Consider the following 26,999-nt stretch of genomic DNA (forward strand, 5'->3'; position numbering starts at 1 on the left):
ACCGAACTGCCCTCCTCCAACCCCGCCGTCCTCGCCTTCCTCCGCGAGTACGAGGACGACCTGGTGCTCTGCGTGAACAACTTCTCACGCTTCGCCCAGCCCACCGAGCTCGACCTGCGCGAGTTCGCCGGACGGCACCCGGTCGAACTGTTCGGCGGGGTGCGCTTCCCGGCCGTCGGCGACCTGCCGTACCTGCTGACCCTCGGGGGCCACGGCTTCTACTGGTTCCGGCTCACCCGAGTCGCATCCCGCACCGGCCGACGACTGTGAGCGTGTGCCGGGGAGAGGAGGCGTCACCATGACGAAGACCGCGTTCCTGCGGCCGCGAAGCGCGCCCGCCGAGCCCATGGAGTCGCTCACCGGGCTGCTGCGCGAGTGGCTGCCGCTGCAGCGCTGGTTCGCCGGCAAGGACCGGCCCGTCACCGACCTGGGTGTGCTGTCGACGACGGAGCTGTTCCCGGGCTGTCTGCACGTACTGGTGCACGCCGGTCACGGAGGCGTGCCCGCTCCCGGCGGCACGACCCCGGCCGGTGACTGCTACCAGCTCCTCCTCGGCGTACGGGAGCACCCCTCGCCGCGGCTCGGCAAGGCACTCATCGGCAGGGTGCCGGCCGGCCTGCTGGCCGGACTGACGGTCTACGACGCCCTCCACGACCCGCGCGCCGCCCAGCTGTTCCTGGAACGGCTGCGCCACCCCGGTGCGGCGGGCCCGCTGCGCTTCGAGTGCGACGGGTCCCAGCAGGTGCCCGCCGGTCTGGTGCCGCGCCTGATGACCGCCGAGCAGTCCAACTCCTCGCTGGTGTACGGCGACGAGTACATCCTGAAGGTGTTCCGGCGCATCCAGCCCGGGGTCAATCCGGATCTGGAGGTGCCGGGTGCGCTGGCCCGGCAGGGCTGTGACCGGGTGCCCGCCCCGGTGGCCTGGTTCCACACCACGCATCCGTTCAAGGCGACGCTCGGTGTGCTCCAGCCGTACCTGCGCAACGCCTCCGACGGCTGGACGCTGGCCCTCGACGCGCTCGCCTCCGGTGACGACTTCACCGCGCAGTCGCACGCGCTGGGCCGGGCCACGGCGGACGTCCACCTGGCGCTGTCCTCGGCGTTCCCCATCGGCGCGCCGGGCGAGAACGGGCGGACGGCGGCGGCGATGACCGAGCGGCTGGCCGCCGCGGCGCACGCCGTCCCCGCGCTCCAGCCGTTCGTGCCGGGGCTGCGGACCGCCTTCGCCGCCCTGGCCACCTGCGACGCCGGGCCGCCCGCCCAGCGCATCCACGGCGACCTGCACCTGGGGCAGGTGCTGCGGGCGGGGCGCGAGTGGTTCGTCATCGACTTCGAGGGCGAGCCGTCCCGGCCGCTCTCCGAACGGCGCAGCGCCCACTCCCCCGTGCGGGACATCGCCGGGATGCTGCGCTCCTTCGACTACGCCGCCCGCCAGCGCCGCCCCTGGCGCCCGGAGTGGGCGCGCCGCTGCCGTGAGGCCTACTGCGCGGGCTACGCCGCCCGCGCCGGCTGGGACCCGCGCAAGAAGCACGGCCTGCTCCGCGCCTACGAGACGGACCGGGCCGTGTACGAGGTGCTGTACGAGGCCCGGCACCGACCCGACTGGCTGCCCGTACCCATGGCGGCGATCGAGCGCCTCGCCGTGAGAGGAGACTGAAGCCGTGGCCCTGCGTGACACCCCGCTTCCCGAGCCGGCCGGGCCCGCCCCGTCCGCCACCGCGCCATCCGGCGCCGCACCCGCACCCGCCCTCGACCCGACCGACCGGGGGCGTCTGCTGGCGGGCGCCCACCACGATCCGCACGCGCTGCTCGGCGCCCATCCGGTGCCCGGCGGGATCGCCTTCCGGGCACTGCGCCCCTTCGCCCGCGAGGTGGGCGTGGTCGTCGACGGCGCGCGCACCCCGCTCGTCTCGGAGGGCGACGGCCTCTTCTCCGTCGTGCTGCCGCTGGACGCGGTCCCCGCGTACACGCTGACGGTGGCCTACGGCGACGACGAGGCCGTCGAGACGCACGATCCGTACCGGTTCCTGCCTGCGCTCGGCGAGTTCGACCTGCATCTGATCGGCGAGGGCCGGCACGAGGAGCTGTGGACGGCGCTCGGCGCGCACCCCATGACCCACCAGGGCGTCACCGGCACCCGCTTCACGGTGTGGGCGCCGAACGCGCAGGGGGTGAGGGTCGCCGCCGACTTCACCCACTGGGACGGCACGGCGTTCCCGATGCGCTCGCTGGGCTCGTCCGGGGTGTGGGAGCTGTTCCTGCCGGGCGTCGGCGAGGGCACCTGCTACAAGTTCGAGATCCACTCCCGCTACGGACACCGGTTCCTCAAGGCCGACCCGATGGCACGGCGCACGGAGGCGCCGCCGAACACGGCGTCCGTCGTGACGGCCTCGCACTACGAGTGGGGCGACGCCGAGTGGTTCGCGCGGCGGGCGGCGACGCCCGTGCACGAGGCGCCGTTCTCGGTGTACGAGGTGCACCTGCCGTCCTGGCGGCCGGGACTGACGTACCGCGAACTCGCCGAGGAGCTCCCGGCCTACGTCAAGGACCTCGGTTTCACCCACGTGGAGCTGATGCCGGTCGCCGAGCACCCCTTCGGACCGTCCTGGGGCTACCAGGTCACCGGGTTCTACGCGCCCACGGCCCGCCTCGGCACCCCGGACGACTTCAAGTACCTGGTCGACGCGCTGCACCGGGCCGGCATCGGCGTGATCATGGACTGGGTGCCGGCGCACTTCCCGAAGGACGACTGGGCGCTGGCCCGGTTCGACGGGGACCCGCTGTACGAGCCCGGGGACTCCCGGCGCGCGGAGCACCCCGACTGGGGGACGTACACCTTCGACTTCGCCCGCACCGAGGTGCGCAACTTCCTGGTCGCGAACGCCGTGTACTGGTGCCAGGAGTTCCACATCGACGGACTGCGGGTGGACGCGGTGGCCTCCATGCTCTACCTGGACTACTCGCGCGAGGACGGCGGGTGGGAACCCAACGCGTACGGCGGCCGGGAGGACCTGGCGGCGATGGCGTTCCTGCAGGAGATGAACGCGACCGTCTACCGGCGCTGCCCCGGGGTGGTGACCATCGCGGAGGAGTCCACGGCGTGGGGCGGGGTGACCCGGCCCACCGACACCGGCGGCCTCGGGTTCGGCTTCAAGTGGAACATGGGCTGGATGCACGACTCGCTGGAGTACGTCTCCCACGAGCCGGTGCACCGCAAGTACCACCACCACGAGATGACGTTCGCGATGGTGTACGCCTACAGCGAGAACTACGTGCTGCCCGTCTCGCACGACGAGGTGGTGCACGGCAAGCAGGCGCTGGTGTCGAAGATGCCGGGCGACTGGTGGCAGCGGCGCGCCAACGTGCGTGCCTACCTCGGTTTCATGTGGGCCCACCCCGGCAAGCAACTGCTGTTCATGGGGCAGGAGTTCGCCCAGGGCGCCGAGTGGTCCGAGAAGCAGGGCCCCGAGTGGTGGCTGCTCGACGACGGGTACCACTCCGCGGGCGACCACCGCGGGGTGCGGGACCTGGTGCGCGATCTCAACGCCCGCTACCGGGCGACCCCGGCGCTGTGGCAGCGCGACACCGACCCGTCCGGCTTCCGGTGGGTGTCGGTCGACGCCGCCGACGACAACGTCTTCGCGTTCCTGCGGTACGACGCCGAGGGCCGGCCGCTGCTCGCGGTGTCGAACTTCTCCCCCGTGGTCCGGCACGACTACCCGCTCACCGTCGGCGACGACGTGATCGCCTGGCAGGAGGTCCTCAACACCGACGCCGCGCACTACGGCGGCGGGGGCGTCACGAACCCGGACCCGGTCAAGCCCGAGGACGGCACCGTACGGCTCACGCTGCCGCCGCTCGCGACGGTGTGGCTGACGCCGATCACTGTGTGAGGGTCCGGCGACGCCGCCAGGTGTCCGACGCTCCGACCGGGGCATTCGGGGTCGTACGGCCGAGGGCTTCTCGGCTTCGTCACGGCAGGACACAGAAGGGCGGCACCAAGTGCGCACCGTCGGAGTGGAGGAGGAACTCCTCCTGGTCGATCCGGAGAGCGGCGAACCGCGGGCGATGTCCGCGGCGGTACTCGCCCGCGCCGCCCGGGACGGCGCGGAACAGGACGTCTTCGAGAAGGAACTGCACGAGCAGATGCTGGAGTTCGCCACGCATCCGCAGTCCTCGATGGAGAGCCTGCACGCGGAGATCGTCCGCTGCCGCGAGGAGGCCGCCGGGCACGCGGGGAAGATCGGCTGCACCGTCGCCGCCCTCGCCACCTCGCCGCTGCCGGTGAGCCCGTCCGTCGGCATCAACCGGCGGTACCAGTGGATGGAGGAGCAGTACGGCATAGCCACCCGGGAACAACTCGTCATGGGCTGCCACGTCCATGTGTCGGTCGAGTCCGACGAGGAGGGCGTGGGGGTCGTGGACCGGCTGCGGCCCTGGCTGACGGTGCTGGCGGCGCTGAGCGCGAACTCGCCGTTCTGGCAGGGCAAGGAGACGGGGTACAGCAGCTACCGCAGCCGGGTCTGGCAGCGCTGGCCGTCCGCCGGTCCGACCGAGACGTTCGGCTCGGCGGAGCGCTACCACCGGCGGGTCGCCGACATGGTGGCCACCGGCGTCATCCTCGACGAGGCGATGGTCTACTTCGACGCCCGGCTCTCCCAGCGGTACCCGACGGTGGAGATCCGCGTCTCCGACGTCTGTCTGCACGCGGAGACGGCGGCGCTGATCGCCACCCTCGCCCGGGGGCTGGTGGAGACCGCGGCACGCGAGTGGCGGGCCGGCCGGGAGCCGGTGGACCCCGGCGTCAGCCTGCTCCGGCTGGCCGCCTGGCAGGCGGCCAGGTCGGGGCTGGAGGGCGAACTGCTCCACCCGCGGACCATGCGCCGCATGCCGGCCGAGACGGTCGTGCGCGACCTCCTCGACCACGTCGCCGAGGCCCTGGAGGCCACCGGCGACCTGGAGCGCGCCCGCGAGGGCTGCGCACGACTGCTGCGCGACGGCAACGGGGCGCAGGTGCAGCGCGCCCTGCTCGAACGCACGGGGAGTCTGCGGGACGTCGTCACGGAGTGCGTGCGGCACACCCAGGGGGCAGGACGTACGGGGTCCGCTCCTCGCGGATGAGGGGATGAGGGGACAGGGGCGTCAGAGGATGAGGATGAGGGCGTAGACCAGGAAGAACGCCGCGATCAGCACCGCGACGGCGAGGATCACGGTCAGCGGGCCCTTGGCCCAGCCCTTGGTCGGGTTGTGCGTCTCCCGGGGGCCCGCCTCGGGCATGCTGCTCTCCGCGGGCGGGGTCTCGCCCGGGGGGACGCCGCCGCCCGGTTCGAGGCCGGTACTGCGTTCCGGTTCGGGATCTGGATTGACGTAGCTCATGTCGTCCGAGTCCCCCGAAAGTCCCGCGATCATCAGTGCGGACACACTTGTCGCGATCCCGGCGCGGGGGCGCTCCGGCTCGGCTACATTCAGGCACCGCCGATGACGCTACTCATCGGCCGAGTCACACCCCGTACACGTCAGGAGCAGCGCATGCGCGACCTCGCCCTCGCTCCCCCCTCGGTCTCGCCCCTGACCGGCGGCCTCGCCGACAGTCTCTTCGAGACGGCGGCCGAGCGCCCCGCCCTGCCGATGTTCGCCCGTCGCGCCCACCCGGCCTCCGCCACCTGGGAGCAGATCACCGCCGTCGAGTTCCGCGACGAGGTCGTCGCCGTGGCCAAGGGCCTGGTGGCGTCCGGGATCTCGCCCGGCATGCGGGTGGCGATCATGGCGCGCACCCGCTACGAGTGGACCCTCCTGGGCCACGCCCTGTGGACGGTGGGCGCCGAGGTCGTCCCCGTCCATCCGGCCTCCGCGCGCGAACAGGTGGAGTGGATCCTGCGGGACTCCGGCTGTGTGGCCGTGCTGGTGGAGGACGAGCAGGGCGTGATGACCGTCGGGCCGGTGTGCGCCGCGCTGCCGGGGCTGCGGCACGTCTGGCAGCTGGACGCGGGCGCGCTGGACCAGCTGGTGGCGCGCGGCGAGTTCATCCCGGCGGCCACGGTCGACTCGATGCGCCGCATCGTCCTGCCGGACTCCACGGCCGTCGTCGCCTACACCTCCGGCACGTCCGGCCACGCCCTGGGCTGTGCGCTGAGCCACCGCGGCCTGGCCTTCATGAGCGACACCCTGCTGGCGGGCTGGGGCCACGTCGCGGCGCCCCCCGGTGAGCAGGCCGCCGTCCTCGCCTTCCTGCCCTTCTCCCACGTCTACGGTCTGATGATCCAGGTGCTGTGCGTGCGCGGCGGCCTGCTGATGGGGCACGAACCCGACATCGGCGGGGAGTCCCTGTCCTCGGCCCTGCGCACCTTCCGGCCCACCTATCTGTACGCCGTCCCCTCGCTGCTGGAGAAGATCTACAAGAACTTCCTGCGCGCGGCGCAGCTGTCGGGCCGCGGCGCCCTGTTCGAGCGGGCGGCCGGCACGGCACGGGACTTCGCCGCCGCGCTGGAGCGGCAGCGGCTGGGCCGCGGTGCGGGGCCGGGCTTCGACCTGCGGCTGCAGCACGCCCTGTACGAGCGCACGGTCTACCGCAGGCTGCGGGCCGCGCTGGGCGGCCGGGTGCTGCGGGCCACCTCCGGGGGGTCGACGCTCAACCGCGACCTGTCCCTCTTCTACGAGGGGATCGGCATCTACGTCCACGACGGCTACGGGCTCACCGAGACCAGCGGCGGGGTGACGATGCAGCCGTTCGGGCGGGAGAAGTCCGGCACCGTCGGGCAGGCGCTGCCGGGCACCGAGATCCGGGTGGCCGACGACGGGGAGATCCTGGTGCGCGGGCCGTCGGTGTTCCAGGGGTACGTGGGGGACGAGGCCGCCACCCGGGCCGTGCTGCGCGACGGCTGGCTGGCCACGGGCGATCTGGGCCGGCTGGACGCCGAGGGCTACCTCACGATCACCGGCCGCAAGAAGGACGTCATCATCACGAGCAGCGGCAGGAGCGTGGCGCCGACGGCCCTGGAGCAGCGGCTGCGGATGCACCCGCTGGTCCATCAGGCCGTCGTCGTGGGTGACAACCGGCCGTGTGTGGGTGCCCTGATCACCCTGGACCCGGAGTTCCTCAGCGACTGGCGGGCGGCGCTGTCCCCGCCGGGCGACGCGCCGGCCCGGGAGGCGCGGGAGGAGAACGCGCTGCGGGAGGAGATCGCGCGGGCGGTCGCCGCGGCCAACAGCAGCGTGTCGCGTCCGGAGTCGATCCGGGTGTTCCGGGTGCTGCCCGAGCCGTTCGACGTGGCCAACGGGCTGCTGACGCCGTCGATGAAGCTGCGCCGGGACGAGATCGTGCGGCGCTACGCGCTGGAGATCGACGCGATGTACCAGTCGCGGACGCGTCCGCGACGGACGCCGGCCGTGGACGAGTCGTCCGGCTGGGACGACTCCGACAACGTCTTCCGCTGACCGCCCGGGGAGGGCCGGGCCTGTCCGCCGCCGCGCGGTGGGCGGGAGCCGCCGGACAGGCCCCGGAGAACGCTGCCGGTCGGTGACGGGTTTGTCACCGACCGGGCACGGGCATGCGGGCGCGTAGGCTCCGCCCGCGCGGGAACCCACAGTTCGAGGGGGCGCAGAAGCGAGAACGATCGCCCCGCGACGACGGGGCATGGAAGGCGAGATGGCACGCGAGCCGCGTAGGGACAGGACACTGGCTGCCGAGGACATCACGAGCCGCATCGCCAGCTTCCCGGGGGAGCTGCACGATGTGACGGACGCACGCCTGGTCGCGGAGGAGTTCCTCCTCGACCTGGCCCGTGTGTCGGCGCCGTCGGCCCCCGAGCACTGGGACGACATCCTGCTGGTGGTCACGGAGCTGGCCGCCAACGCGGTCCAGTACGCCCCGGGCCCGTTCCAGCTGCGTCTGCGCAGAACGTTCGACGGGGTGCACGTGGTGATGCACGACACCAGCACCACCGAGCCGGCCCCGCGGCCCTTCCACCCCCACCGCGGCGGCGGCGGTATCGGCTGGCATCTGATCCACACACTGTGCGACCAGGTCAGCGTCGTCAGCGACGACCAGGGCAAGGACATCCACGTCTTCCTGCCCTGGTGAGCCTATGACGGCGCGTCACGCAGGGGAACGAGCACGCTGACGGTCTTGCCGCCGCCGGGGCGCCTGCGGATCTCGATGTCCCGTGCCAGCCGGATCACCAGGGGCCAGCCGTAACCGCTGCCGCGGTGCACGTCCGGCAGGGCGCCGGTTCCGCCGGCGGCCTCGGGGACGACGTCGCTGTGGTCGTGGACGGCGATCCGCACGCCCTCCCCCGTCGTCCGCGCGTCGAAGCCGGCCAGTCCGGCGCCGTGCCGGATGGCGTTGGTGACCAGCTCCGACACGACGAGCGAGAGGTCGATCATGTCCTGGTGATGCGGGGTGCGGCCCTCGGCGTCCCAGTGGGCGCGCACCGTCGCCTCGGCGTGCGCCCGCGCGTCGGCGGCACTGCCCACCCCCGTGCCGCCGACCGGGCGCGTCTGTCGTGCGGTGGTCACCCGGTGGGGCTCTCGCGCGGCGGCAGCCGGTGATAGTAGTCACCGACCGCGGTGAGATAGGCGGGGTCCATGGTCTCGCTGTCGGTCCGGAACCGGGGCGCCTCCTTCACCTCGGCCCTGGTGCAGTCCAACGTCACCTGACGTTCCCCCGCGTGGACGTCCGCGACGACGCCGACCGGCACCAGGAGGCTGCGGCCGAACACCCACACCCCGGTGTCGACGACGAGGTGCCGCATGCCGTGGTGATCGGCCTGCCGGTCCACGTGGCCGATGGTGCCGTCGCTCGCGACCACGGTGTAGCCCGTGAGGTCCTGCTCCCGGACGTGGTCCAGGTCCGGCGCGTATGACCAGATGCTGTCGATGGGCACTGCTCCTTGCCTCCCCGATGACGACGGATCCCCTGGGCGACGCCCAGTTCCACAGCAGCAAATACCCGGCAGGGGCGCGCGCATTCGAAAGGCACGGACCAAAACCGCGCATCGGCGGCCCGGCGCTCCCCGTCCCGGCGCAACCAAGTCGAGTACCCGCCAAAAGCCGGAACATGCACGAGCTCCGGAACTTTTTCGGGCCGGTTCTCCCGACTGCGTCAGGCTTTGTTCCGTACCCGCTACCTGGGTTAGCCTTCGGCGTATTTTCTCATCGCGCACATCCGTGAACTGCGGAAACGCGCACTGACTCTGGTCGGAACGAGGGTGCGCATGACCAGCAAGAGCACCGAGGGGACCGAGGCGACGCCGGGGGACCAGGAGCTGAGGCGGCTCCTGGCGGGGCTGACGGCCGTACGGGACGGGGACTTCGGCACCCGGCTGCCGGACGACGCGGACGGCCTCATGGGGGACATCGCCAAGGTCTTCAACGGGATGGTGGACCAGCTGTCGGTGTTCACCTCCGAGGTGACGCGGGTGGCCCGGGAGGTCGGCACCGAGGGAGCGCTGGGCGGACAGGCGCAGGTGCCGGGGGTCTCGGGCACCTGGTCCGACCTGACGGACTCGGTGAACGCGATGGCGGGCAACCTCACCGCGCAGGTCCGCTCCATCGCCCAGGTGACGACGGCGGTCGCCAAGGGCGACCTGTCGCAGAAGATCACCGTGGACGCCCGCGGCGAGATCCTCGAACTCAAGAACACCATCAACACGATGGTCGACCAGCTCTCCGCCTTCGCCGACGAGGTCACCCGCGTCGCCCGCGAGGTCGGCACCGAGGGCCGCCTCGGCGGCCAGGCCGACGTGCAGGGCGTGAAGGGCACCTGGCGCGATCTCACCCACTCGGTGAACTTCATGGCCGGCAACCTCACCGGCCAGGTCCGCAACATCGCGCTGGTGGCGACGGCGGTCGCCAAGGGCGACCTGTCGCAGAAGATCACCGTGGACGCCCGCGGCGAGATCCTCGAACTCAAGAACACCATCAACACGATGGTCGACCAGCTCTCCGCCTTCGCCGACGAGGTCACCCGCGTCGCCCGCGAGGTCGGCACCGAGGGCCGCCTCGGCGGCCAGGCCCAGGTGCGCGGCGTCTCCGGCACCTGGAAGGACCTCACCGACAACGTCAACGTGATGGCGTCCAACCTGACCGGCCAGGTCCGTTCCATCGCCCAGGTCGCCTCCGCGGTGGGCCGGGGCGACCTGTCGCAGCGGATCAGGGTCGAGGCGGCCGGTGAGGTCGGGGCGCTGGCCGACGTCATCAACACGATGGTCGACACGCTGTCGGCCTTCGCCGACGAGGTCACCCGCGTCGCCCGCGAGGTCGGCACCGAGGGCCGCCTCGGCGGCCAGGCGCACGTGCCCCATGTCGCGGGCACCTGGAAGGACCTCACCGACAACGTCAACTCCATGGCCAACAACCTCACCGGCCAGGTGCGCAACATCGCGCTGGTGACGACCGCGGTGGCCCGCGGCGACCTGTCGAAGAAGATCGACGTCGACGCGCGCGGCGAGATCCTGGAGCTGAAGACGACCATCAACACGATGGTCGACCAGCTCTCCGCCTTCGCCCAGGAGGTCACCCGCGTCGCCCGCGAGGTCGGCACCGAGGGCCGCCTCGGCGGCCAGGCGGAGGTCGAGGGCGTCTCCGGCACCTGGAAGCGGCTCACGGAGAACGTCAACGAGCTGGCGGGCAACCTCACCCGGCAGGTCCGGGCGATCGCCGAGGTCACCAGCGCGGTCGCCGAGGGCGACCTGACCCGCTCCGTCAACGTGGAGGCCTCCGGCGAGGTCGCCGAGCTCAAGGACAACATCAACTCGATGGTGGAGTCCCTGCGCGAGACCACCCGGGCCAACCAGGAACAGGACTGGCTCAAGACCAACCTCGCCCGGGTCTCCGGCCTGATGCAGGGCCACCGCGACCTGCCCGTGGTCGCCGAGCTGATCATGGACGAGCTGGTGCCGCTGGTGTCGGCCCAGTACGGCGCCTTCTACCTCGCGGAGGACGGCGACGACGGCCCCGAGTTGCGGCTCGTCGGCTCCTACGGCTACCCCGACGACGACGGCCGGCCCACCCGGATCGCCTTCGGCCGCACCCTGGTCGGCCAGGCCGCGCGCAGCCGCCGCGCCATCACGGTGGACGAGCTGCCGCCGGACTACGTCACCATCTCCTCCGGGCTGGGGCAGGTGGTGCCGACCGCGCTGGTGCTGCTGCCCATCGTGGTGGAGGGCCAGGTCCTCGGCGTGATCGAGCTGGCGTCGGTGACCCCGTTCACCCAGATCCACCAGGACTTCCTGGCCCAGCTGATGGAGACCATCGGCGTCAACGTCAACACCATCGTGGCCAACGCCCGCACCGACGAGCTGCTCGTCGAGTCGCAGCGGCTCACCGCCGAACTGCAGGAGCGCTCGGCGGAGCTGCAGAGCCAGCAGGAGGAGCTCCAGCACTCCAACGCCGAGCTGGAGGACAAGGCCGCGCTGCTGGCGGAGCAGAACCGGGACATCGAGGCGAAGAACCTCCAGATCGAGCAGGCCCGGCAGGAACTGGAGGCGCGCGCCCAGCAGCTGTCGCTGGCCTCGAAGTACAAGTCGGAGTTCCTGGCGAACATGAGCCACGAGCTGCGCACCCCACTCAACAGCCTGCTGATCCTGGCCCAGTTGCTCGCACAGAACCCCTCGCGCAACCTCAGCCCGAAGCAGGTCGAGTACGCGCAGATCATCCACTCGGCCGGCTCGGACCTGCTGCAGCTGATCAACGACATCCTCGACCTGTCCAAGGTCGAGGCCGGGAAGATGGACGTCAGCCCCGAGCGGGTGGAGCTGCGCCGGCTCATCGAGTACGTCGAGGCCACCTTCCGGCCGATGACGATGCAGAAGAGCCTGGACTTCACCGTGACGACGGCGCCGGGCGCGCCGGCGGACCTGCTCACCGACGACTCGCGGCTGCGGCAGGTGCTGCGCAACCTGCTGTCCAACGCGGTCAAGTTCACCGAGCGGGGCGGCGTGGAGCTGCGGATCGAGCCCGCGCCGGACGACGAGGTGCCCAGCGGTGTGCTGCGGGGCGGGTCCGTGGTGGCCTTCCGGGTGCGGGACACCGGTGTGGGCATTCCCGAGCAGCACCTGGAGGCGATCTTCGGCGCCTTCCAGCAGGCGGACGGCACGACGAGCCGCAAGTACGGCGGCACCGGGCTCGGTCTGTCCATCACCCGGGAGATCGCGCACCTGCTGGGCGGCGCGGTGACGGTGGACAGCGTCGCGGGCCAGGGCAGCACGTTCACCCTGTTCCTGCCCGTGGCCCGGCCGGACTTCGAGGACCTGCTGCGTCCCTCGCCGCTCCCGGACGGGGACCTGGGCGAGGCCCTGCCGGAGGTGCCGGCCCGGCAGCCGGCGGCGATCGAGACGGGACCGGCGTCCGGCCGGCGTCCGCGGCGGCTGCTCGTCGTGGAGGAGCAGGCCCGGGGTCTGCTGACCCTGGTCGCGGAGAGCGTGGTCCAGGACGTCGCGCACGGTGACGGCACCTCCCGGCCGTCGGTCGACATCCTCACCGCCGTCGGCGCCCAGGAGGCGGCCGGTGCGCTGGCCGCCGACCCGTGCCACTGCGTGGTGCTGGAGCTCGGCATGGCCCCGGAGGAGGTCACCCGGTTCCTGGAGGCACTGCGGGGCGACGCCGCCCTGGCGAGCGTGCCGGTGCTGGTGCACAGCGGCCACCGTGCCGACGCGGCGGTGGAGAAGGAGCTGCGGTCCCGTGCCGAGGGCACCGCGCTGGAGTTCCTGTCCAGCCTCGACGAGCTGCGCGAACGCATCGCCCTGCACCTCTCCGCGGAGGAGCCCGGCGACGTGCTGTCGCTGGTGCGGTCCGACGAGCCGCAGCGGCCGGCGCCGCAGGCCGTGGTGGACGATTCGTTCTCCGGCCGCACCATCCTCGTCGTCGACGACGACGCGCGTAATCTCTTCGCGCTCAGCGGGATCCTGGAGCTGCACGGCTTCCGGGTGCTGCACGCGGAGAACGGCCGCAAGGGCATCGAGAGACTGGTGGACAACCCGGACGTGGCGCTCGTGCTGATGGACGTGATGATGCCCGAGCTGGACGGCTACGCCGCCACGGCCGAGATCCGCGCCATGCCGCAGTACGCCGAGCTGCCCATCATCGCCGTCACCGCGAAGGCGATGCCCGGGGACCGGGAGAAGAGCCTCGCCTCGGGGGCCAGCGACTACGTCACCAAACCGGTCGACACCCAGGACCTGATCGCCTGTGTCCGCCGCTGGCTGCCGGCATGAGCGCCGGGGAGCAGACGGACGAGCTGCTCGGCACGGCCCGGCTCGAGCGACCGTCGGCCGGACCCGCCGGGGTGTCCGCGGACTCGCCCGTGGGCCGGCTGGCGGCCACCGTGGACCGGCTCAGCCGGGAGGTGCGGGCCGCGCAGGCGGAGGCCGAGGGCCGGGCGCTGATCGAACTCGCCAAGGGCATCCTCGTCGAACGGCTGGGGTGCGGTCCCTCGCAGGCCGCCCGCCAGCTCGCCGAGCTGACCGAGCAGGCCGGGACGACCCAGCTGGAGTTCGCGGTCGAGGTCATCAACCAGGCCGCCCGGGACCGGATGTCCGAGGTGACGGACGCCTTCCTGGCCGCCACCCGGGCCGCCGAGGAGGCGGGGCGGGACCCCGCCGCCGTACGGCTGCGCGCGGCCGAGAGCGGGGTGCTGGCGGCGGACGACACCCAGGCCGTGGCCGAGTCCCTGCTGGCGCAGGCGCTGCGTCCGCTGGGCGCGGTGGCGGTGGCGATCTGGGCGGCCGGCGCCGACGGGTCGCTCACCCTGGCGGGCAGTGCCGGGTTCTCCCCCGCGGAGGCGGCGCGCTGGTACTACGTGCCGCCGGACGTGGCGACGGTCGCCCGGTGCGGTCTCGCGGAGCGCGACGGCCTGTGGATCACGTCGCTGGCCGAGAGGGGCCTGCCCAGTGTCGGCCGGCACCACCATCCGGACGGCGGCCGGGCGGCCCTGCCCGCCGGTACGGGGGGCCGGGTGTACGGCGTGCTGGAGATCGTCTGGCCGGATCCGCTGCCCGAGCAGCCGCCGCAGATCGTGCGCCAGGTGGAGGCCCTGGCGGAGCTGTGCGCGCACACCCTGGAGACGTACACGGCGCCCAGCGGCCCGGCCGTGCAGCCCCGGGTGCTGCCGGACGCCGCGGAGCTGATGGACCTGGCCGACGGACTGTACGACCCGGCTCTCGTCCTGGTGCCGCACCTGGACGGCCAGGGCAACCTGCTGGACTTCCGCATCCAGCACGTCAACAGCCGCTTCCTGGATCCGGCGGGCCGGCCGCGCGCCATGGTCAGCGGCGCGCTGCTCCTGGAGGCGTATCCGATGGCCGCCGGGAACAGTGAGCTGTTCCAGCGGATCGAGCGGGTGTACGCCACGGGTGAGCCGTTCCGCGCCCGGCGCATGAACCTGACCGCCCTCGTCGACCAGGTGCCGCTGGCGGCGGTCGCGGACATCAGTGTCAGCCGGCACGGCTCCGGCATCCTGTTCATCTGGCGGATCGAGGACGAGACGGCCCGCCTGGCGAGCCTGCTCCAGCACGCCCAGCGGCTCGGCCGGATCGGCGGCTTCGAGGAGAACCTGCTGACCGGGGAGATCACCTGGAACGGGCAGCTCTTCGACCTGTACGGGCGTCCGCAGTCCAGCCTGCCGGTGCCGCTGGAGGAGCTGCCGGCGCACGCCCACCCGGACGACGCCGTCACCATCGGCCGCTTCCTGCGCACGCTGCTGCACCACCGGCGCCCGGCGTCGGCCGCCTTCCGGCTGCAGCGCCCCGACGGGGTGACCCGGCACATCCGGGTCGTCGCCGAACCGGTCCTGGACACCGACGGCCGGCTGCTCACCACCCGGGGCGCCTACCAGGACATCTCCGCCCAGCACTGGACCGAGGTGGCGTTGGCGGCCACCCGCGACCAGCTGGCGCACACCGAACAGCAGGCCAGCGAACGCGACCGGCTGGCGCTGCAGCTGCAGCGCGCCATCATGCCGCCCACCCAGGCGCCGCTGCAGGTGCCCGGCCTCGACGTGGCCGTCCGCTACCGGCCGGCGGAGGCCGAGCAGCTGGTGGGCGGCGACTGGTACGACGCCGTGGTGCTGCCCTCCGGGCTGGTGCTGCTGTGCGTGGGCGACGTCGCCGGGCACGGCATAGAGGCGGCGACCAGCATGGTCGTCCTGCGCAACGCGCTGCGTGGCCTCGCGGTCACCGGGGCGGGCCCCGGTCAGCTGCTGTCGTGGCTGAACATCGTGGCGCACCATCTGACGGGCGGCGTCACCGCCACCGCCGTGTGCGGCCTGTACGAGCCGGCCTCACGCACGCTGCGGTGGGCGCGGGCGGGTCATCTGCCGCCGGTGCTGGTGCGCGGCTCCGTGGCCGCTCCGCTGCCGCTGGTGCGCGGGCTGCTGCTCGGTGCCGTGCCGGAGGCGGTGTACGAGGAGTCGGAGGTGCAGCTGGCCGCCGAGGACAACCTGCTGATGTACACGGACGGTCTGATCGAGCGCCGGGACCGCAGCGTGGAGGAGTCGCTGGCCCATCTGCTCACCACCGCCGCCTCGGCCCCGGACACGCTCGACCAGCGGCTGGACCGGCTGCTCACGTACAGCAGGTCGGACACGGACGACGACACCTGCATCGTGGGCATCCGGGTCGGCTGAGGGGGACGCCCCGGCCGGCCGGGCGGGCCGGGGCATGATCCGACGATTCGGGGGTACGCGCGGCTGCGCGACGAAGAGCTTGATCACCTTGTTGGAGGTACTCGTGCCCATTGCCCAGGACCCGTTGTCCGTCGAGGTGACCCTGCCGCGGGAGGACGTGGCGCTGCTCACCGTGGAGGGGTACTTGGACGTCGACACGGCGACCGAGTTCCAGCACCACCTGGCGAACCAGCTCCATCACGGCCGCCGGCACTTCCTGCTCGACCTGTCGGCGGTCCCCTTCATGGACTCGTCCGGCATGAACATCATCCTCCGGGTCTACCAGGAGGCCCGCGAGCTGCCGGGGAGCGTGCACATCATCTCCCCGACCTCCGCGGTGCGCCGGATCCTGGACCTGACGGGGGTGAGCATCACCGTGCCCGTCTCGGAGAGCGTCGACGAGGCGCTGGAGCGCGTGGACGCGCTGCCGGAGACCCCGGTCGAACCGGAGCTCTGAGCACGGCCCGCGGGGTCCGGCGCGGACGGCGTCGGAGCCCGGCCGGAAGGGCCACCCGGCCGAGGTCGTACCGCGGTCCCGGCGTTCGGGCGCGGTGCGACGCGATGACGACGAGGAGAGGAAACAGGTGCCGGAGCACGAAGCGGGCGGAGCACCCGGAACACCGGCGCACGAGGTCAGGGACTTCCTGCGGCGGCGGCGCGAGCAGATCGCCCAGCGGTGGGCGGACGAGCCCTTGTTCCGTACGGTGTTCACGGCCTCGCGCGACGAGGCGGTGGAGGCGGGGAAGGCGGTCGTCGACGCGCTGGCCCAGGTCGCCGACGCGCAGCGGGTCGAGGATCCGGACGCCGCGGGCTTCTCGGCGGTGCGCGAGCAGCTGGCCCGGATGGGGGCGGCCCGCTCCCGCGCGGGGCTGTCCAACACCCAGGTGTCGAGCGAGCTGGCGGCGCTGTGGCCGCCGGCCGAGAACCTCCTGGTCGCCGAATCGGACCAGGCGTCGCCCGAGGAACTGCGGGCGTGGTCGACCACGCTCAGCATGCTCCTGGGCACGCTGCGTCTGGTGGCCATGCAGACGGCGCTGAGCGAGACGCAGTCCCTCATCGACCGGCAACGGCTCCAGCTCCTCGAGGTGGCGACGCCGGTGATCAAGCTCTGGGACGGCATCGTGGCGGTGCCGCTGATCGGGACGCTGGACAGCGCCCGCAGCCAGGTGGTGATGGAGACCCTGCTGAACGCGGTCGTCGACCAGCACGCCCGGTTCGCGATCCTCGACATCACCGGTGTGCCGACGGTCGACTCCCTGGTGGCGCAGCACCTGATGAAGACGGTCGCCGCGGCCCGGCTGATGGGCGCGGAGTGCGTGGTGTCCGGCATCCGTCCGGCGATCGCGCAGACCATCGTGCACCTCGGCCTGGACCTCGGCACGGTGAAGACGCGGGCGAGCCTCGCCGACGCGCTCGGGTACTGCCTGCACGAGCTGGGGACGAACATCGTGAACGCGGCGTCCGACGGTGCGGGCCGGCGGTGAGCGAGGGATTCTCCCGCCCGGTCGCGGGACACGTGCCGGTCCTCAGGCTCGGTGACGTTCTGCTGGTCACCCTCCAAGGGGACCTGTACGACAGCACGGCGCACCAGCTGCAGCAGGACCTCTCCGAGACGATCGCCCGCAGCGGGGTCACGGGGGTGGTCATCGACATCTCCGGGGTGGAGGTCGTCGACTCCTTCCTCGGACGGGTGCTGGCCGAGATCGCGGCGCAGACCGAACTGCTGGCCGCGCGCACCGTGGTGGCCGGTATGCGGCCCGCGGTCGCCATCACCCTGGTGGAGCTGGGTCTGACGCTGCCGGGGATGCGGACCGCGCTCACCACCGAGGCGGCGTTGGAGCTTCTCGCGCAGCCCGTCGTGACGTCCCGTTCCGGCGGTGCGCGCGAGGGGAGTCCGTGATGCACACCGCCGCGGGCGTCGAGGCCCGCCTGCCCGTCCGGTCGGACATGGACCTGGTGTGGGTGCGTCAGCACGTGCGGCAGGCCGCCGCCCGGCTCGGCTTCGGTCTGGTGGACCAGACGAAACTGGTGACCGCCGCCAGCGAGCTGGCCCGCAACACCCTGGTGCACGGCGGGGGCGGCCTGATGGAGGCGTCGCACGTCACCACCGGCGGGGCCGACGGGCTGCGGCTGGCCTTCAGCGACTCGGGCCCCGGCATCCCCGACCTCGACCGGGCGCTCAGCGACGGCTACACCTCCGGCGACGGGCTGGGCATGGGGCTGGGCGGCGCGCGGCGCCTGGTGCACGACTTCGAGGTCGAGACCGTCCCGGGGGCGGGGACCACGGTGCGGGTGACGTCCTGGGTGCCCCGGCAGCCGCACCGGCGTGAGGACGTCTGATGCCCCGCGTCCGGTACGTGCCGGTGCAGGACCCGACCCGGGTGCGGGACGTCCGGGTCGCGGCGGAAGAGGCCGCGGCGGCGGCCGGTCTCGACGAGCGGCGCACCGCCGCCGCGGCGCTGGTGGCGACCGAGCTCGCCACCAATCTCCTCAAGCACGCGCAGGCGGGAGAGGCGCTCGTCGACGTCGTGGACCCGCCGGTACCGGGTGAGGGCCGGCCGGGACAGGTCGTGCAGATCACCGCGCTCGACCACGGGCCGGGCATCTCCGACGTGGACGGTGCGCGGCGGGACGGGTTCTCCACCACCGGCTCGCTCGGCGCGGGCCTCGGCACCTGCCGGCGTCTGGCCGACGACTTCGCCCTGCACAGCGCGCCCGGCCGGGGCACCGTGGCGGTGGCCCGCGTCGGCCCCGCCGCCGGCGCGGGCTCCGCCGAGGACCCCGGTGTGCGCGTCGGCGGTGTGAACGTCCCGTTCGCCGGGGGGGACTTCTCGGGGGACGCCTGGGCCTGGGTCAGGTCCGGTGACCGGCTGACCCTGCTGCTGGCCGACGGTCTCGGCCACGGGAGCGAGGCGGCTCGTGCCTCGACCGCCGCCGTCGAGGAGCTGCGCCACTGGGCCCGGCTCCCGCCCGCCGAGTGCCTGCCGAAGCTCCACACGGCGCTGGCCGGCACCCGGGGCGCGGCCGTCGCCGTGGCGCAGCTCGACACCTGGGCCGGGCGGTTGCGCTTCGCGGGGATCGGCAATGTGACGGCCCGGCTGCGGGAGGGCGACCGCTGGCGGACCCTGCTGTCCCGGCCCGGCATCGTCGGGGTGCACCGGCCGCTCACCGTCCGCGAGGAGGAGGTCGTCTGGACCGCGGAGAGCCTGCTGATCCTGCACACCGACGGTCTGCCCGGCCGCTGGACGCCGCCCCCGGACACGGGGCGGCCGCCGGCCGATCCGGCCGTGACGGCCGCCGTGGCGGTCCGGGACGCCGGGAGCCCGGCGCGCCCGGTGCGGGACGACACCGCCGTGGCCGTGCTGGCCCCCGCCCCGCCGGAGCGCCCATGACGCGCACCTGGCGGATCCGGACCGTCACGGACGCGGCACGCGCCCGTATCGCCGTGGCCCGGCTGGCGGCGGCGCACGGGGTGCCCACCGTCGAACGCGCCCGGCTGGCCGCGGAGCTCAGCGGCCGGCTGCGGCAGTGCCTCACCAAGGGCGGCGTCTGGGTGCTCACCCTGGACGGCCCCGGCCCGTCCGCCGGGGCGGGGACGCTGCACGTCTCGGTGGTGCCGGCACCCGGCGCGGGCGCCGCCGGCCGCGCCCCGTGGACGGTGACCGTCCCGTGCCCCGAGCCGGGCCGGATGTCCGACGCCGGCCCGGTGCCGGAGGACCCGGCCGGGCTGTCCGAGGCGCTGCTGGGCGCCGACGAGGACACGGCCGTGGTGCTGGACAAGCTCGCCGAGCAGGAGGAACTGGTCGCCTTCCACCGAGAGGAGCTGCACCAGACCAACCAGGGCGTCCTGGCGCTGCACGCCGAGCTGGACGCGGCGGGACGCGCGCAGCGCGAGGCGTTCGCCGCCGAGCGCCGGGCGCGTGAGGAGGCGGAGAACGCGCGCCGCAGGCTGACGTTCCTGGCGGACGCGAGCGCCGTGCTGAACGCCTCGCTCAACCACGACGAGATCGTGCGCCGGCTGCCGGAGCTGCTGGTGCCGCGGTACGCCGACCGCGTGGACGTGTGGCTGTTCGACCAGGAGGACGACCGGTACCGGCCCACGTCCCACCCGCGTGCGGCGGTCCGCGCGGCCCGCACCGGGCGGCCGCAGTACGCGGCCGGCCACCCCGGCGGTCTGCCCGGGGTGGACGACCAGCCCCCGTCGGCCCTGGATCCCGACCGGCCGCTGCTCTGCGTCCCGCTGCTGACCCGCCGGGCGCCGCTGGGGGTGCTGACGCTGTCGCCGCCCGGTGAGCGCTGGGACCCGGACGACGCCCTGATGCTGCTCGAGCTCGCCCGGCGGGCCGCCACCGCCATCGACAACGCCCGCCGCTTCGAGCACAACCGTGACATCGCCGAGACGCTGCAGCGCGCCCTGCTCACCGAGCTGCCGGCGACGCCGGGCCTGAGCCTGGCCGCGCGCTACCTCCCCGCCACACACGGGCTGAACATCGGCGGCGACTGGTACGACGCGTTCCGGCAGCGCGACGGCGGTCTGATCACCGTCATCGGCGACGTGACCGGGCACGGGCTGCACGCGGCGGTGATGATGAGCCAGCTGCGCACCGCGCTGCGCGCCTACGCCGTCGACGGCGACAGCCCCGGCCGGCTGCTGACCCGGCTGCACGGGTACCTGCGCCACCTCCAGCCCGACCTGTTCGCCACGGCGGTCATCGCGCGGTTCCATCCGGACGGGCGGTCGCTGACCTGGGCCGCCGCCGGTCATCCGCCGCCGGTGCTGCGGCTGCCCGGCGGGAAGGTGCGCGTCCTGGACGCCAAGCCCGGCGCGATGCTCGGCATCCCGCTGCGGCAGGACATCGCCGACCACACCGAGCGGCTGGCGCCCGGTTCGACGCTCGCGCTCTACACGGACGGGCTGGTGGAGCGGCGCGCCCGGGGCATCGACCCGGGCATCGAACGGCTCGCGGCGACCCTGGGCTCGTTCGGTTCCGCGGAGCTGGACGCGGACCTGGAGGACTCGGCGGACCGGATCCTGCACCCGCTGCTCAGCGACTCCGAACGCGACGACGACGTCTGCCTGCTCCTGTGCCACCTGCACGGCTGAACCGGCCGCCGGATCCCTTCCCGGTGCGTTCCGGCGAAGGTGCGGGCATCGTGGTGCCGAACAGGGGCACGCGTCAGTAGTCGATGTTCGAGGCAGACCCCCTGGAGCCGCAGGAAGGGATGGACACCGTGACACGACCCAGGATCCTGGTGGTGGGCGCAGGTTTCGCCGGCGTGGAGTGCGTGCGCCGGCTGGAGCGCAGGCTCGCCCCGAACGAGGCCGACCTCACGCTGGTGACGCCGTTCTCCTACCAGCTCTACCTGCCGCTGCTCCCCCAGGTGGCCTCCGGCGTGCTGACCCCGCAGTCGGTCGCGCTCTCCCTGCGCCGCAGCAAGAGGTACCGCACCCGGATCATCCCGGGCGGGGCCATCGGCGTGGACCTGAAGTCCAAGGTCTGTGTCGTACGGCTTGTCAACGGCGAGATCGTCGACGAGCCGTACGACTACATCGTGCTGGCCCCCGGCAGCGTCACCCGCACCTTCGACATCCCGGGGCTGACGGACCACGCCTTCGGGCTCAAGTCGCTCGCCGAGGCCGCCTACCTCCGCGACCACGTCATCTCCCAGCTCGATCTGGCCGACGCCAGCCACGATCCGGCCGAGCGGGCCGCGCGGCTGCAGTTCGTGGTCGTCGGCGGCGGCTACGCGGGCACCGAGACCGCGGCCTGCCTGCAGCGGCTGACGCACGCCGCCGTCAAGCGCTACCCGCGCCTCGACCCGGGCCTGATCAAGTGGCACCTCATCGACATCGCGCCGAAGCTGATGCCCGAACTGGGCGAGCGGCTCGGGCGCAGCGCGCAGGAGATCCTGACCCGGCGCGGCATCGAGATCTCGCTGGGCGTCTCCATCGCGAAGGCGGGCGCCGAGGAGGTCACCTTCACCGACGGCCGGGTGGTGCCCACCCGCACCCTGATCTGGACCGCCGGTGTCGTCGCCAGCCCGCTCATCGCCACGCTCGACGCGGAGACCGTCCGGGGGCGGCTCGCGGTCAACGCGGACATGTGCCTGCCGGGCCAGGACGGGGTGTTCGCGCTCGGCGACTCGGCGGCGGTGCCCGACGTGGCCAAGGGCGACGACGCCGTGTGCCCGCCGACCGCGCAGCACGCCCTGCGGCAGGGCAGGCACGTCGCCGAGAACGTCATCGCGACGCTGCGGGGTCAACCGACGCGGCCGTACGTCCACCACGACCTCGGACTCGTGGTGGACCTCGGCGGCACCGACGCGGTGTCCAAGCCGCTCGGCGTCGAACTGCACGGCCTGCCCGCCCAGGCGGTGGCCCGCGGCTACCACTGGTCGGCGCTGCGCACCGGTGTCGCCAAGACGCGGGTGATGACCAACTGGCTGCTGAACGCGGTCGCCGGAGACGATTTCGTGCGCACCGGGTTCCAGGCGCACAAGCCGGGCAACCTGCGGGACTTCGAGTACCTGGACGCCTATCTGACGCCGGAGCAGGTGCGGGAGCACGTCGCGGAGGCGGGCCGGGCCGCGCGGTGATCCGGGAGTCGGGAGACGGCCCGCGCCCGGCGGTGCCGGGACCGGGGTCCGGGTGCGCGACGGGAGAGAGTGCGGCGGCGTGAAGGCGGCGGGACGCCCGGTGCGGACACGGCTGCGGGACCACCTGGCGGCGTCCGACCCCGGCCTGCTGCGGCTGACGGCCGGACTGCGGACGGTGGGCGCGATCGCGCTGACGCTGGCCGTGCTCGCCTCGGCGGGGGTCGACGTCACCCGTCTGGTGGCGGGGGCGATGGCGGCGATGGTCGCCACCTTCGCCATCCGGGAGAAGCAGCGCGGCGCCCAGGCGGTCACGCTGGCCGCCGGCCTGCCCGTCGCGCTGGTCTCCGTGTCGCTGGGCGCGGTGCTCAGCGAGCGTGTCGTCGTCGGGGACGTCTTCTTCGTCGTGCTCATCTTCGCCGCGGTGTACGGCCGCCGGTTCGGGGACCGCGGGACCGCGCTCGGCCTGATCGGCTTCCAGGTCTACTTCGTGTCCCTGTTCGTCGGCGCCTCCGCCGCGCAGCTGCCGGGGCTGTGGGCGGCCCTGGCCGTCGCGTTCGCGTGCAGCGCCCTGGTGCGGTTCGCCGTCGTCCCCGTGACCCCCGCCGGTCTGCTCCTGCGGCTGCGCCAGGCCTTCCGGGCCCGGCTGGCCCGGCTCGTCTCCGCGCAGCTGGCGCTGCTGGACGCCGGTCCCGACGACGTGGACAAGGCCCTGGAGGACGTGCGGGAGGGCACCGCGCGGCTGCACGAGACGGCCCTGATGATCCAGAGCCGGCTGGAGGAGGGCACGCCGGACGAGTCGACGGCGCGGCTGGTGCAGCGCCGGATCGCGGACGCGGAGATCGCCGCCGAGCGGCTCGGCCTGCAGTTGCTGTCGGCGCGCAGTGCCGAGCGGGCGGACACCCTCACCCTGCACCTGCCCGGCGCGCCCGCCCCGGAGGTGGGCCGGCTGCCCGGCCCGGACGAGGCCACGGCCGCGCTGCGGCGGGACCTGCTCGCGCTGCGGGCGCTGGTGGTGCGCACCGGGGTCGGCGGGGCGGGCGTGGCGCAGCTGCGCAACCGGCTGCTCGGCTACCGGGACGAGGAGAACCTGCCGGTCGCCACCCCGGCGGTGCGGGACGTGTTCCGGGCCGTCGGCGAGACCGCGCGCGCCGTCATGGGGCTGCGCGTCGCGCTGGAGGGGCCGCAGGACGAGTCGGATGACAGCCCGGCGACGGCGCGCTCGCGGGAGGAGCTGGACGCCGAGGACGCCGCCATCGACGCCGGCGAGGAGAACGAGCCGGCCGAGGAGCCGAAGGGGCTGCGCCGGCCCACCACGCGCGCCGCCGTGCAGGTCTCGGTGGGCTCGACGCTGGCCATCGTCGGGGGCGAGCTGCTGTCCGCGCACCGCTGGTACTGGGCGGTGCTGACCTGCTGGATCGTCTTCATCAACACGGCCTCGACCGGCGAGATCCTGGTCAAGGGCTACCGGCGGCTGCTGGGCACGGTCTTCGGCGTCGTCGCCGGCATCCTGCTGGCCGCCCTGGTGGGCGGTCACACCTGGACGGCGTTCGCGCTGGTGCTGGTGCTGATCTTCGCCATGTTCTACACGGCGCCGCTGTCCTACACGCTGATGTCGTTCTTCGTGACGGCGATGCTCGGGCTGCTCTACACCCTGCTGCACACCTACAGCTGGGAGGTGCTGGTGCTGCGGGTGGAGGAGACGGCGCTGGGCGCGGCCTGCGGGGTGGTCGCGGCGGCGCTGGTGCTGCCGGTGAACACCGACCGGCGCACCAACGAGCTGCTGGTCACCGTGCTGGAGCGGCTCGCCGAGGTGACCGAGGCCGCCGTCGGCCAGCTCAGCGGCGGGCCCGCCGGCGACCTGCTGGACCAGGCACGGCGGCTGGACCAGGCGCTGGGCGACCTGCGCTCCGCCACCCAGCCGCTGACCCATCCGGTCACCCCGTTGCGGGCCCGGCGCACCACCGCGCGCTATGTGGTGGCGTTGCTCGAGACGTGCGCGTACCACGCGCGCTCGCTGGCGGCCACCGCGGAGCTGCTGCCGGCCCATCCCTCGATCGCGGCGGACCCCCGGCTGCGCGGGGCGGCGGGGCGCACGGTGCGCAACATCGTGACGATCGCGGACCGCGTCGCCGACGAGGACGTCACCGCGCCGGTCGAGACCGGGCCGAGCATCGCGTCCCTCCTGGGCGGCGACGGCACCGCCCGCTACGGCCGCGTCACCGGCCGGGTGCTGCGCCACCTGGAGCGCCTGGACGAGGCCGTGGTGGGCCTCGCCCGGCCGCTGGCCGTCCCGGTGACGGCACCCGAACGATGAGGAGGCCCGCGCGGTGCGCCCCGGTCACCCGGGGGTACGGCCCGCCGGGGGCGGCCCCTGTCCGGCTCTCGCCGGCCCCGCCGCCGCACGGTCCGCGGTGTGCGATGCGCACCCGCGTGTAGGGCCCCGGCGGCTGCCGGGGCCCTACACGCGGGTGCGGCGTGCGCGGGTTCAGAAGTCCGTGGGGAGGCCGCTGGCCTCGGCGATGCCTCGCAGCTCCTCGTTCTGGCGGTGACGGTCCCTGATGTAGTCGGCGATCTCGTCCAGGCGGGAGGGGTCGGCGGCGGTCGCCGAGTCGGTGACCACCCGGACCGGTCCGGTCTCGTCGACCTCCAGCTCGACCACCTCGTTGTCCAGGCGGCCGGTGACGGCGGTGGCAATGACGAGGGCGGCCTCGTCGCGCACCTCCTGGGGCAGTTCCTCGTCCCCGCCGTCCAGCGCGAGGTCCAGACCGGACAGCCGGTGTTCCTCGATCGCCTGGAGGACCGGCTCCACCACGTGGAGCAGAAGCCGGTAGTCCTCGGTGTCCATCCGGACCCGCAGGAGGTCGAGGTAGACGTCCACGGGCCTGCCTTCCGGGGGAATCTCGGATTCACTCATCCGCTTCGAGTTCCCCGCACACCGCGGGTCATACGGCGGCCGGGGCACCGGCCCCGGCGGGCGCGTCCTGCCCTGCCGTCGCCAGCCAGCCGCGCGCGGTGGTGAGCGCGTGGCGCACGTCGCGGGTGCCGGTCGACACGCACAGGGTGTACGCCAGGTCGCCGATCCGCGGGTCCGGGCCGGCCGGTCCGCTTCCGGCCGCCGTCAGGGTCTCGTACTCCTCGACGAGCCGGCGCAGCACGGTGGGGTGGGGCTTCAGCATGTGTCTCGCTTCCTGGTGGAGGGGGCGGGCGCCGCTCACGCCGTCGCCGAGTGTCCGCCGGTACCGCGGCGGCCGGTGCGCTGTCCCATCGCGTCGGCGCGCACCCGGGCGCAGCTGCGGCTGATGAGACGGGAGACGTGCATCTGGGAGATGCCCAGCCGGTCGGCGATGCGGCTCTGGGTCATGTCCTCGAAGAAGCGCATGTAGAGGATGGCGCGTTCGCGCTCCGGCAGCTTGCGCAGGCCCTCCTTGGCGGACTCCCGGTCGACGACGATGTCGTAGGAGGTGTCCGCGGCGCCGAGGGTGTCGGCGAGGCTGTAGCCGTCGTCGTCGGACGACAGTTCCGCGTCCAGGGAGAGGGTGCTGAAGCTCTCCAGGGCCTCCATCCCGGCGCTGACCTCCTCCTCGGTCAGCCCGGTGTGGGCGGCGATGTCCGTCACGGACGGCTCGGGGCTGCCGGGGTTCTGGGTGAGTTCGCGCCGGGCCACCCGCACCTTGTTGCGCAGTTCCTGCACCCGGCGGGGCACGCGCAGGGCCCACATCCGGTCGCGGAAGTGCCGCTTGACCTCGCCGGTGATGGTGGGGACGGCGTAGCTCTCGAAGGCCCCGCGGCTCGGGTCGAAGCGGTCGATGGCCTTCACCAGGCCCAGGGCGGCCACCTGGCGCAGGTCCTCGACGGACTCACCGCGGTCGCGGAAGCGGCCGGCGATGCGGTGGGCCATGGGCAGCCACGCGGTGACGAGCTCGTCACGGACGGCGTCCCGCTCGGGGCCGTCCTCCAGGGAGGCCAGCCGGGTGAAGAGGGCGGCGGTGTCGGGGGCGTCGTCGTGCCGCCGGCGGGGCGCGGCGGTCGTCGTGTCGGAGGGGCCGGAACGATGGGCGGTCGTGTCAATGAGCATGCGGTTCGCTCCCGAACGGTGGTTTCAGGGATCTACCGCGGGAGGGTCGCCGCCGGGACGCCCGGAGGGTCCACAGCAGCCGTACCACTCCCGCTGGCGCGCCTCCGGTCCGAAGCACGAACCTCCGATTGCCCCCTCACCGGTGGAACAAACTCCGCTTCGTCACGTGATGTGCCGGGGCCCGTTCCGGCCGGTCAGGGCAGGGGCACCACGGCCGTGATGCACTTGCCGCCGGCGGGCAGATCGGACACCCGGATGTCGCGGGACAGCCGGCACACGATGGGCCAGCCGTGACCGCCCGGACGGCGGCGTCCCTGCCGGTCGGCCGGCTCCACGGCGACGGGCAGCTCGTCGCTGCGGTCGCTCACCGACAGACGCACTCCGAGGCCGCTCACGTCGACCTGGAAGTCGGTGACCCCGCCGCCGTGCAGCATGGCGTTGGTGGTGAGCTCGGAGGCGACGAGCAGGACGTCCGCCAGGGCCTCGGTGTCGCAGGGGGTGCGGGTGGCCCGGCAGCGTTCGGACACCGCCCGCGTGACGGCCTCGCGGACCTCGGCCGGACGGCACGGGCAGGGGAATCCGTCCCGGCGCGCGCCGGGCGGTTCGAGGGGTTCGGTCGTGTACTCCTCATACATCGTGCGGCTCCCTGTACATCGTGCGGCTTCCTGA

General features: G+C 73.4%; 23 protein-coding genes. 16 read left to right on the plus strand and 7 right to left on the minus strand.

Going from position 1 to position 26,999, the window contains the following annotated elements:
* From AB0A94_RS29250 to AB0A94_RS29265, 4 genes are all read left to right on the plus strand, one after another.
* Positions 1-270 (plus strand): alpha-glucosidase C-terminal domain-containing protein (locus AB0A94_RS29250; protein ID WP_361748919.1); only part of this gene is annotated, 270 nt, incomplete at its 5' end.
* Positions 271-298: 28 nt separating this feature from the next.
* Positions 299-1,657 carry a maltokinase gene (locus AB0A94_RS29255; RefSeq protein ID WP_361748920.1) on the plus strand — a complete coding sequence of 453 codons (1,359 nt, stop codon included), beginning with the start codon at positions 299-301 and terminating at the stop codon, positions 1,655-1,657.
* A 4-nt stretch (positions 1,658-1,661) separates the two neighbouring features.
* The gene (gene glgB, locus AB0A94_RS29260) at positions 1,662-3,893 is read left to right on the plus strand and encodes a 1,4-alpha-glucan branching enzyme (RefSeq protein ID WP_361748921.1); all 2,232 of its coding nucleotides are present in this window, start codon (positions 1,662-1,664) and stop codon (positions 3,891-3,893) included.
* A 109-nt stretch (positions 3,894-4,002) separates the two neighbouring features.
* Positions 4,003-5,121, plus strand: a complete 1,119-nt coding sequence (locus tag AB0A94_RS29265; protein WP_361748922.1) for a glutamate--cysteine ligase — start codon at positions 4,003-4,005, stop codon at positions 5,119-5,121.
* Positions 5,122-5,142: 21 nt separating this feature from the next.
* On the opposite strand, the gene AB0A94_RS29270 is transcribed toward AB0A94_RS29265, so the two are convergent.
* Positions 5,143-5,376 (minus strand): DUF6480 family protein, encoded by a 234-nt coding sequence (locus tag AB0A94_RS29270; protein WP_361748923.1) that lies wholly within the window; start codon positions 5,374-5,376, stop codon positions 5,143-5,145.
* Between the two features lie 153 nt (positions 5,377-5,529).
* Here AB0A94_RS29270 and AB0A94_RS29275 point away from each other — a divergent pair, with 153 nt between their 5' ends.
* Positions 5,530-7,434 carry an AMP-dependent synthetase/ligase gene (locus AB0A94_RS29275; protein ID WP_361748924.1) on the plus strand — a complete coding sequence of 635 codons (1,905 nt, stop codon included), beginning with the start codon at positions 5,530-5,532 and terminating at the stop codon, positions 7,432-7,434.
* 211 nt (positions 7,435-7,645) lie between these two features.
* Positions 7,646-8,080 (plus strand): ATP-binding protein, encoded by a 435-nt coding sequence (locus AB0A94_RS29280; RefSeq protein ID WP_361748925.1) that lies wholly within the window; start codon positions 7,646-7,648, stop codon positions 8,078-8,080.
* Between the two features lie 2 nt (positions 8,081-8,082).
* Here AB0A94_RS29280 and AB0A94_RS29285 read toward each other — a convergent pair whose 3' ends face one another.
* Positions 8,083-8,514 carry an ATP-binding protein gene (locus tag AB0A94_RS29285; protein ID WP_361748926.1) on the minus strand — a complete coding sequence of 144 codons (432 nt, stop codon included), beginning with the start codon at positions 8,512-8,514 and terminating at the stop codon, positions 8,083-8,085.
* Entirely contained in the window at positions 8,511-8,882 is a 372-nt protein-coding gene (locus AB0A94_RS29290; protein ID WP_361748927.1) for a PRC-barrel domain containing protein, read from the minus strand. Before AB0A94_RS29290 ends, AB0A94_RS29285 begins: the two co-directional genes overlap by 4 nt.
* 330 nt (positions 8,883-9,212) lie before the next feature.
* Here AB0A94_RS29290 and AB0A94_RS29295 point away from each other — a divergent pair, with 330 nt between their 5' ends.
* The 10 genes from AB0A94_RS29295 to AB0A94_RS29340 all read left to right on the plus strand — a co-directional run bounded on the left by AB0A94_RS29295 (position 9,213) and on the right by AB0A94_RS29340 (position 24,569).
* Positions 9,213-13,211 (plus strand): HAMP domain-containing protein, encoded by a 3,999-nt coding sequence (locus tag AB0A94_RS29295; RefSeq protein ID WP_361748928.1) that lies wholly within the window; start codon positions 9,213-9,215, stop codon positions 13,209-13,211.
* Positions 13,208-15,619 (plus strand): SpoIIE family protein phosphatase, encoded by a 2,412-nt coding sequence (locus tag AB0A94_RS29300; protein ID WP_361748929.1) that lies wholly within the window; start codon positions 13,208-13,210, stop codon positions 15,617-15,619. Before AB0A94_RS29295 ends, AB0A94_RS29300 begins: the two co-directional genes overlap by 4 nt.
* A gap of 103 nt (positions 15,620-15,722) precedes the next feature.
* Positions 15,723-16,115 (plus strand): STAS domain-containing protein, encoded by a 393-nt coding sequence (locus AB0A94_RS29305; RefSeq protein ID WP_361748930.1) that lies wholly within the window; start codon positions 15,723-15,725, stop codon positions 16,113-16,115.
* A gap of 127 nt (positions 16,116-16,242) precedes the next feature.
* Positions 16,243-17,142, plus strand: coding sequence for an STAS domain-containing protein (locus tag AB0A94_RS29310; protein ID WP_361748931.1), 900 nt, complete (start codon positions 16,243-16,245; stop codon positions 17,140-17,142).
* Positions 17,139-17,558, plus strand: a complete 420-nt coding sequence (locus AB0A94_RS29315; protein ID WP_361748932.1) for an STAS domain-containing protein — start codon at positions 17,139-17,141, stop codon at positions 17,556-17,558. Before AB0A94_RS29310 ends, AB0A94_RS29315 begins: the two co-directional genes overlap by 4 nt.
* A complete protein-coding gene (locus AB0A94_RS29320; RefSeq protein WP_361748933.1) occupies positions 17,558-17,998 on the plus strand; it encodes an anti-sigma regulatory factor in 441 nt (146 codons plus the stop codon). Before AB0A94_RS29315 ends, AB0A94_RS29320 begins: the two co-directional genes overlap by 1 nt.
* The gene (locus AB0A94_RS29325) at positions 17,998-19,050 is read left to right on the plus strand and encodes an ATP-binding SpoIIE family protein phosphatase (protein WP_361748934.1); all 1,053 of its coding nucleotides are present in this window, start codon (positions 17,998-18,000) and stop codon (positions 19,048-19,050) included. The genes AB0A94_RS29320 and AB0A94_RS29325 overlap by 1 nt, the downstream gene beginning before the upstream one ends.
* Positions 19,047-20,762, plus strand: a complete 1,716-nt coding sequence (locus AB0A94_RS29330) for a SpoIIE family protein phosphatase (protein ID WP_361748935.1) — start codon at positions 19,047-19,049, stop codon at positions 20,760-20,762. Before AB0A94_RS29325 ends, AB0A94_RS29330 begins: the two co-directional genes overlap by 4 nt.
* 119 nt (positions 20,763-20,881) lie before the next feature.
* Complete coding sequence (locus tag AB0A94_RS29335; RefSeq protein WP_361748936.1) at positions 20,882-22,255, plus strand: NAD(P)/FAD-dependent oxidoreductase; 1,374 nt, start codon at positions 20,882-20,884, stop codon at positions 22,253-22,255.
* Between the two features lie 79 nt (positions 22,256-22,334).
* Complete coding sequence (locus tag AB0A94_RS29340; protein ID WP_361749018.1) at positions 22,335-24,569, plus strand: FUSC family protein; 2,235 nt, start codon at positions 22,335-22,337, stop codon at positions 24,567-24,569.
* Between the two features lie 171 nt (positions 24,570-24,740).
* Here the strand turns inward: AB0A94_RS29340 and AB0A94_RS29345 are convergent, their stop codons facing one another.
* From AB0A94_RS29345 to AB0A94_RS29360, 4 genes are all read right to left on the minus strand, one after another.
* Positions 24,741-25,169 (minus strand): hypothetical protein, encoded by a 429-nt coding sequence (locus AB0A94_RS29345; RefSeq protein ID WP_361748937.1) that lies wholly within the window; start codon positions 25,167-25,169, stop codon positions 24,741-24,743.
* 28 nt (positions 25,170-25,197) lie between these two features.
* Complete coding sequence (locus AB0A94_RS29350) at positions 25,198-25,431, minus strand: DUF5133 domain-containing protein (RefSeq protein ID WP_361748938.1); 234 nt, start codon at positions 25,429-25,431, stop codon at positions 25,198-25,200.
* Positions 25,432-25,466: 35 nt separating this feature from the next.
* Positions 25,467-26,330: a SigB/SigF/SigG family RNA polymerase sigma factor gene (locus AB0A94_RS29355; protein WP_361748939.1), complete on the minus strand. Its 864-nt coding sequence runs from the start codon at positions 26,328-26,330 to the stop codon at positions 25,467-25,469.
* A 194-nt stretch (positions 26,331-26,524) separates the two neighbouring features.
* Positions 26,525-26,965 carry an ATP-binding protein gene (locus tag AB0A94_RS29360; protein WP_361748940.1) on the minus strand — a complete coding sequence of 147 codons (441 nt, stop codon included), beginning with the start codon at positions 26,963-26,965 and terminating at the stop codon, positions 26,525-26,527.
* Positions 26,966-26,999: the final 34 nt, after the last annotated feature.

The sequence above is a fragment of the Streptomyces sp. NPDC044984 genome (assembly GCF_040646935.1).
Lineage (GTDB): Bacteria > Actinomycetota > Actinomycetes > Streptomycetales > Streptomycetaceae > Streptomyces.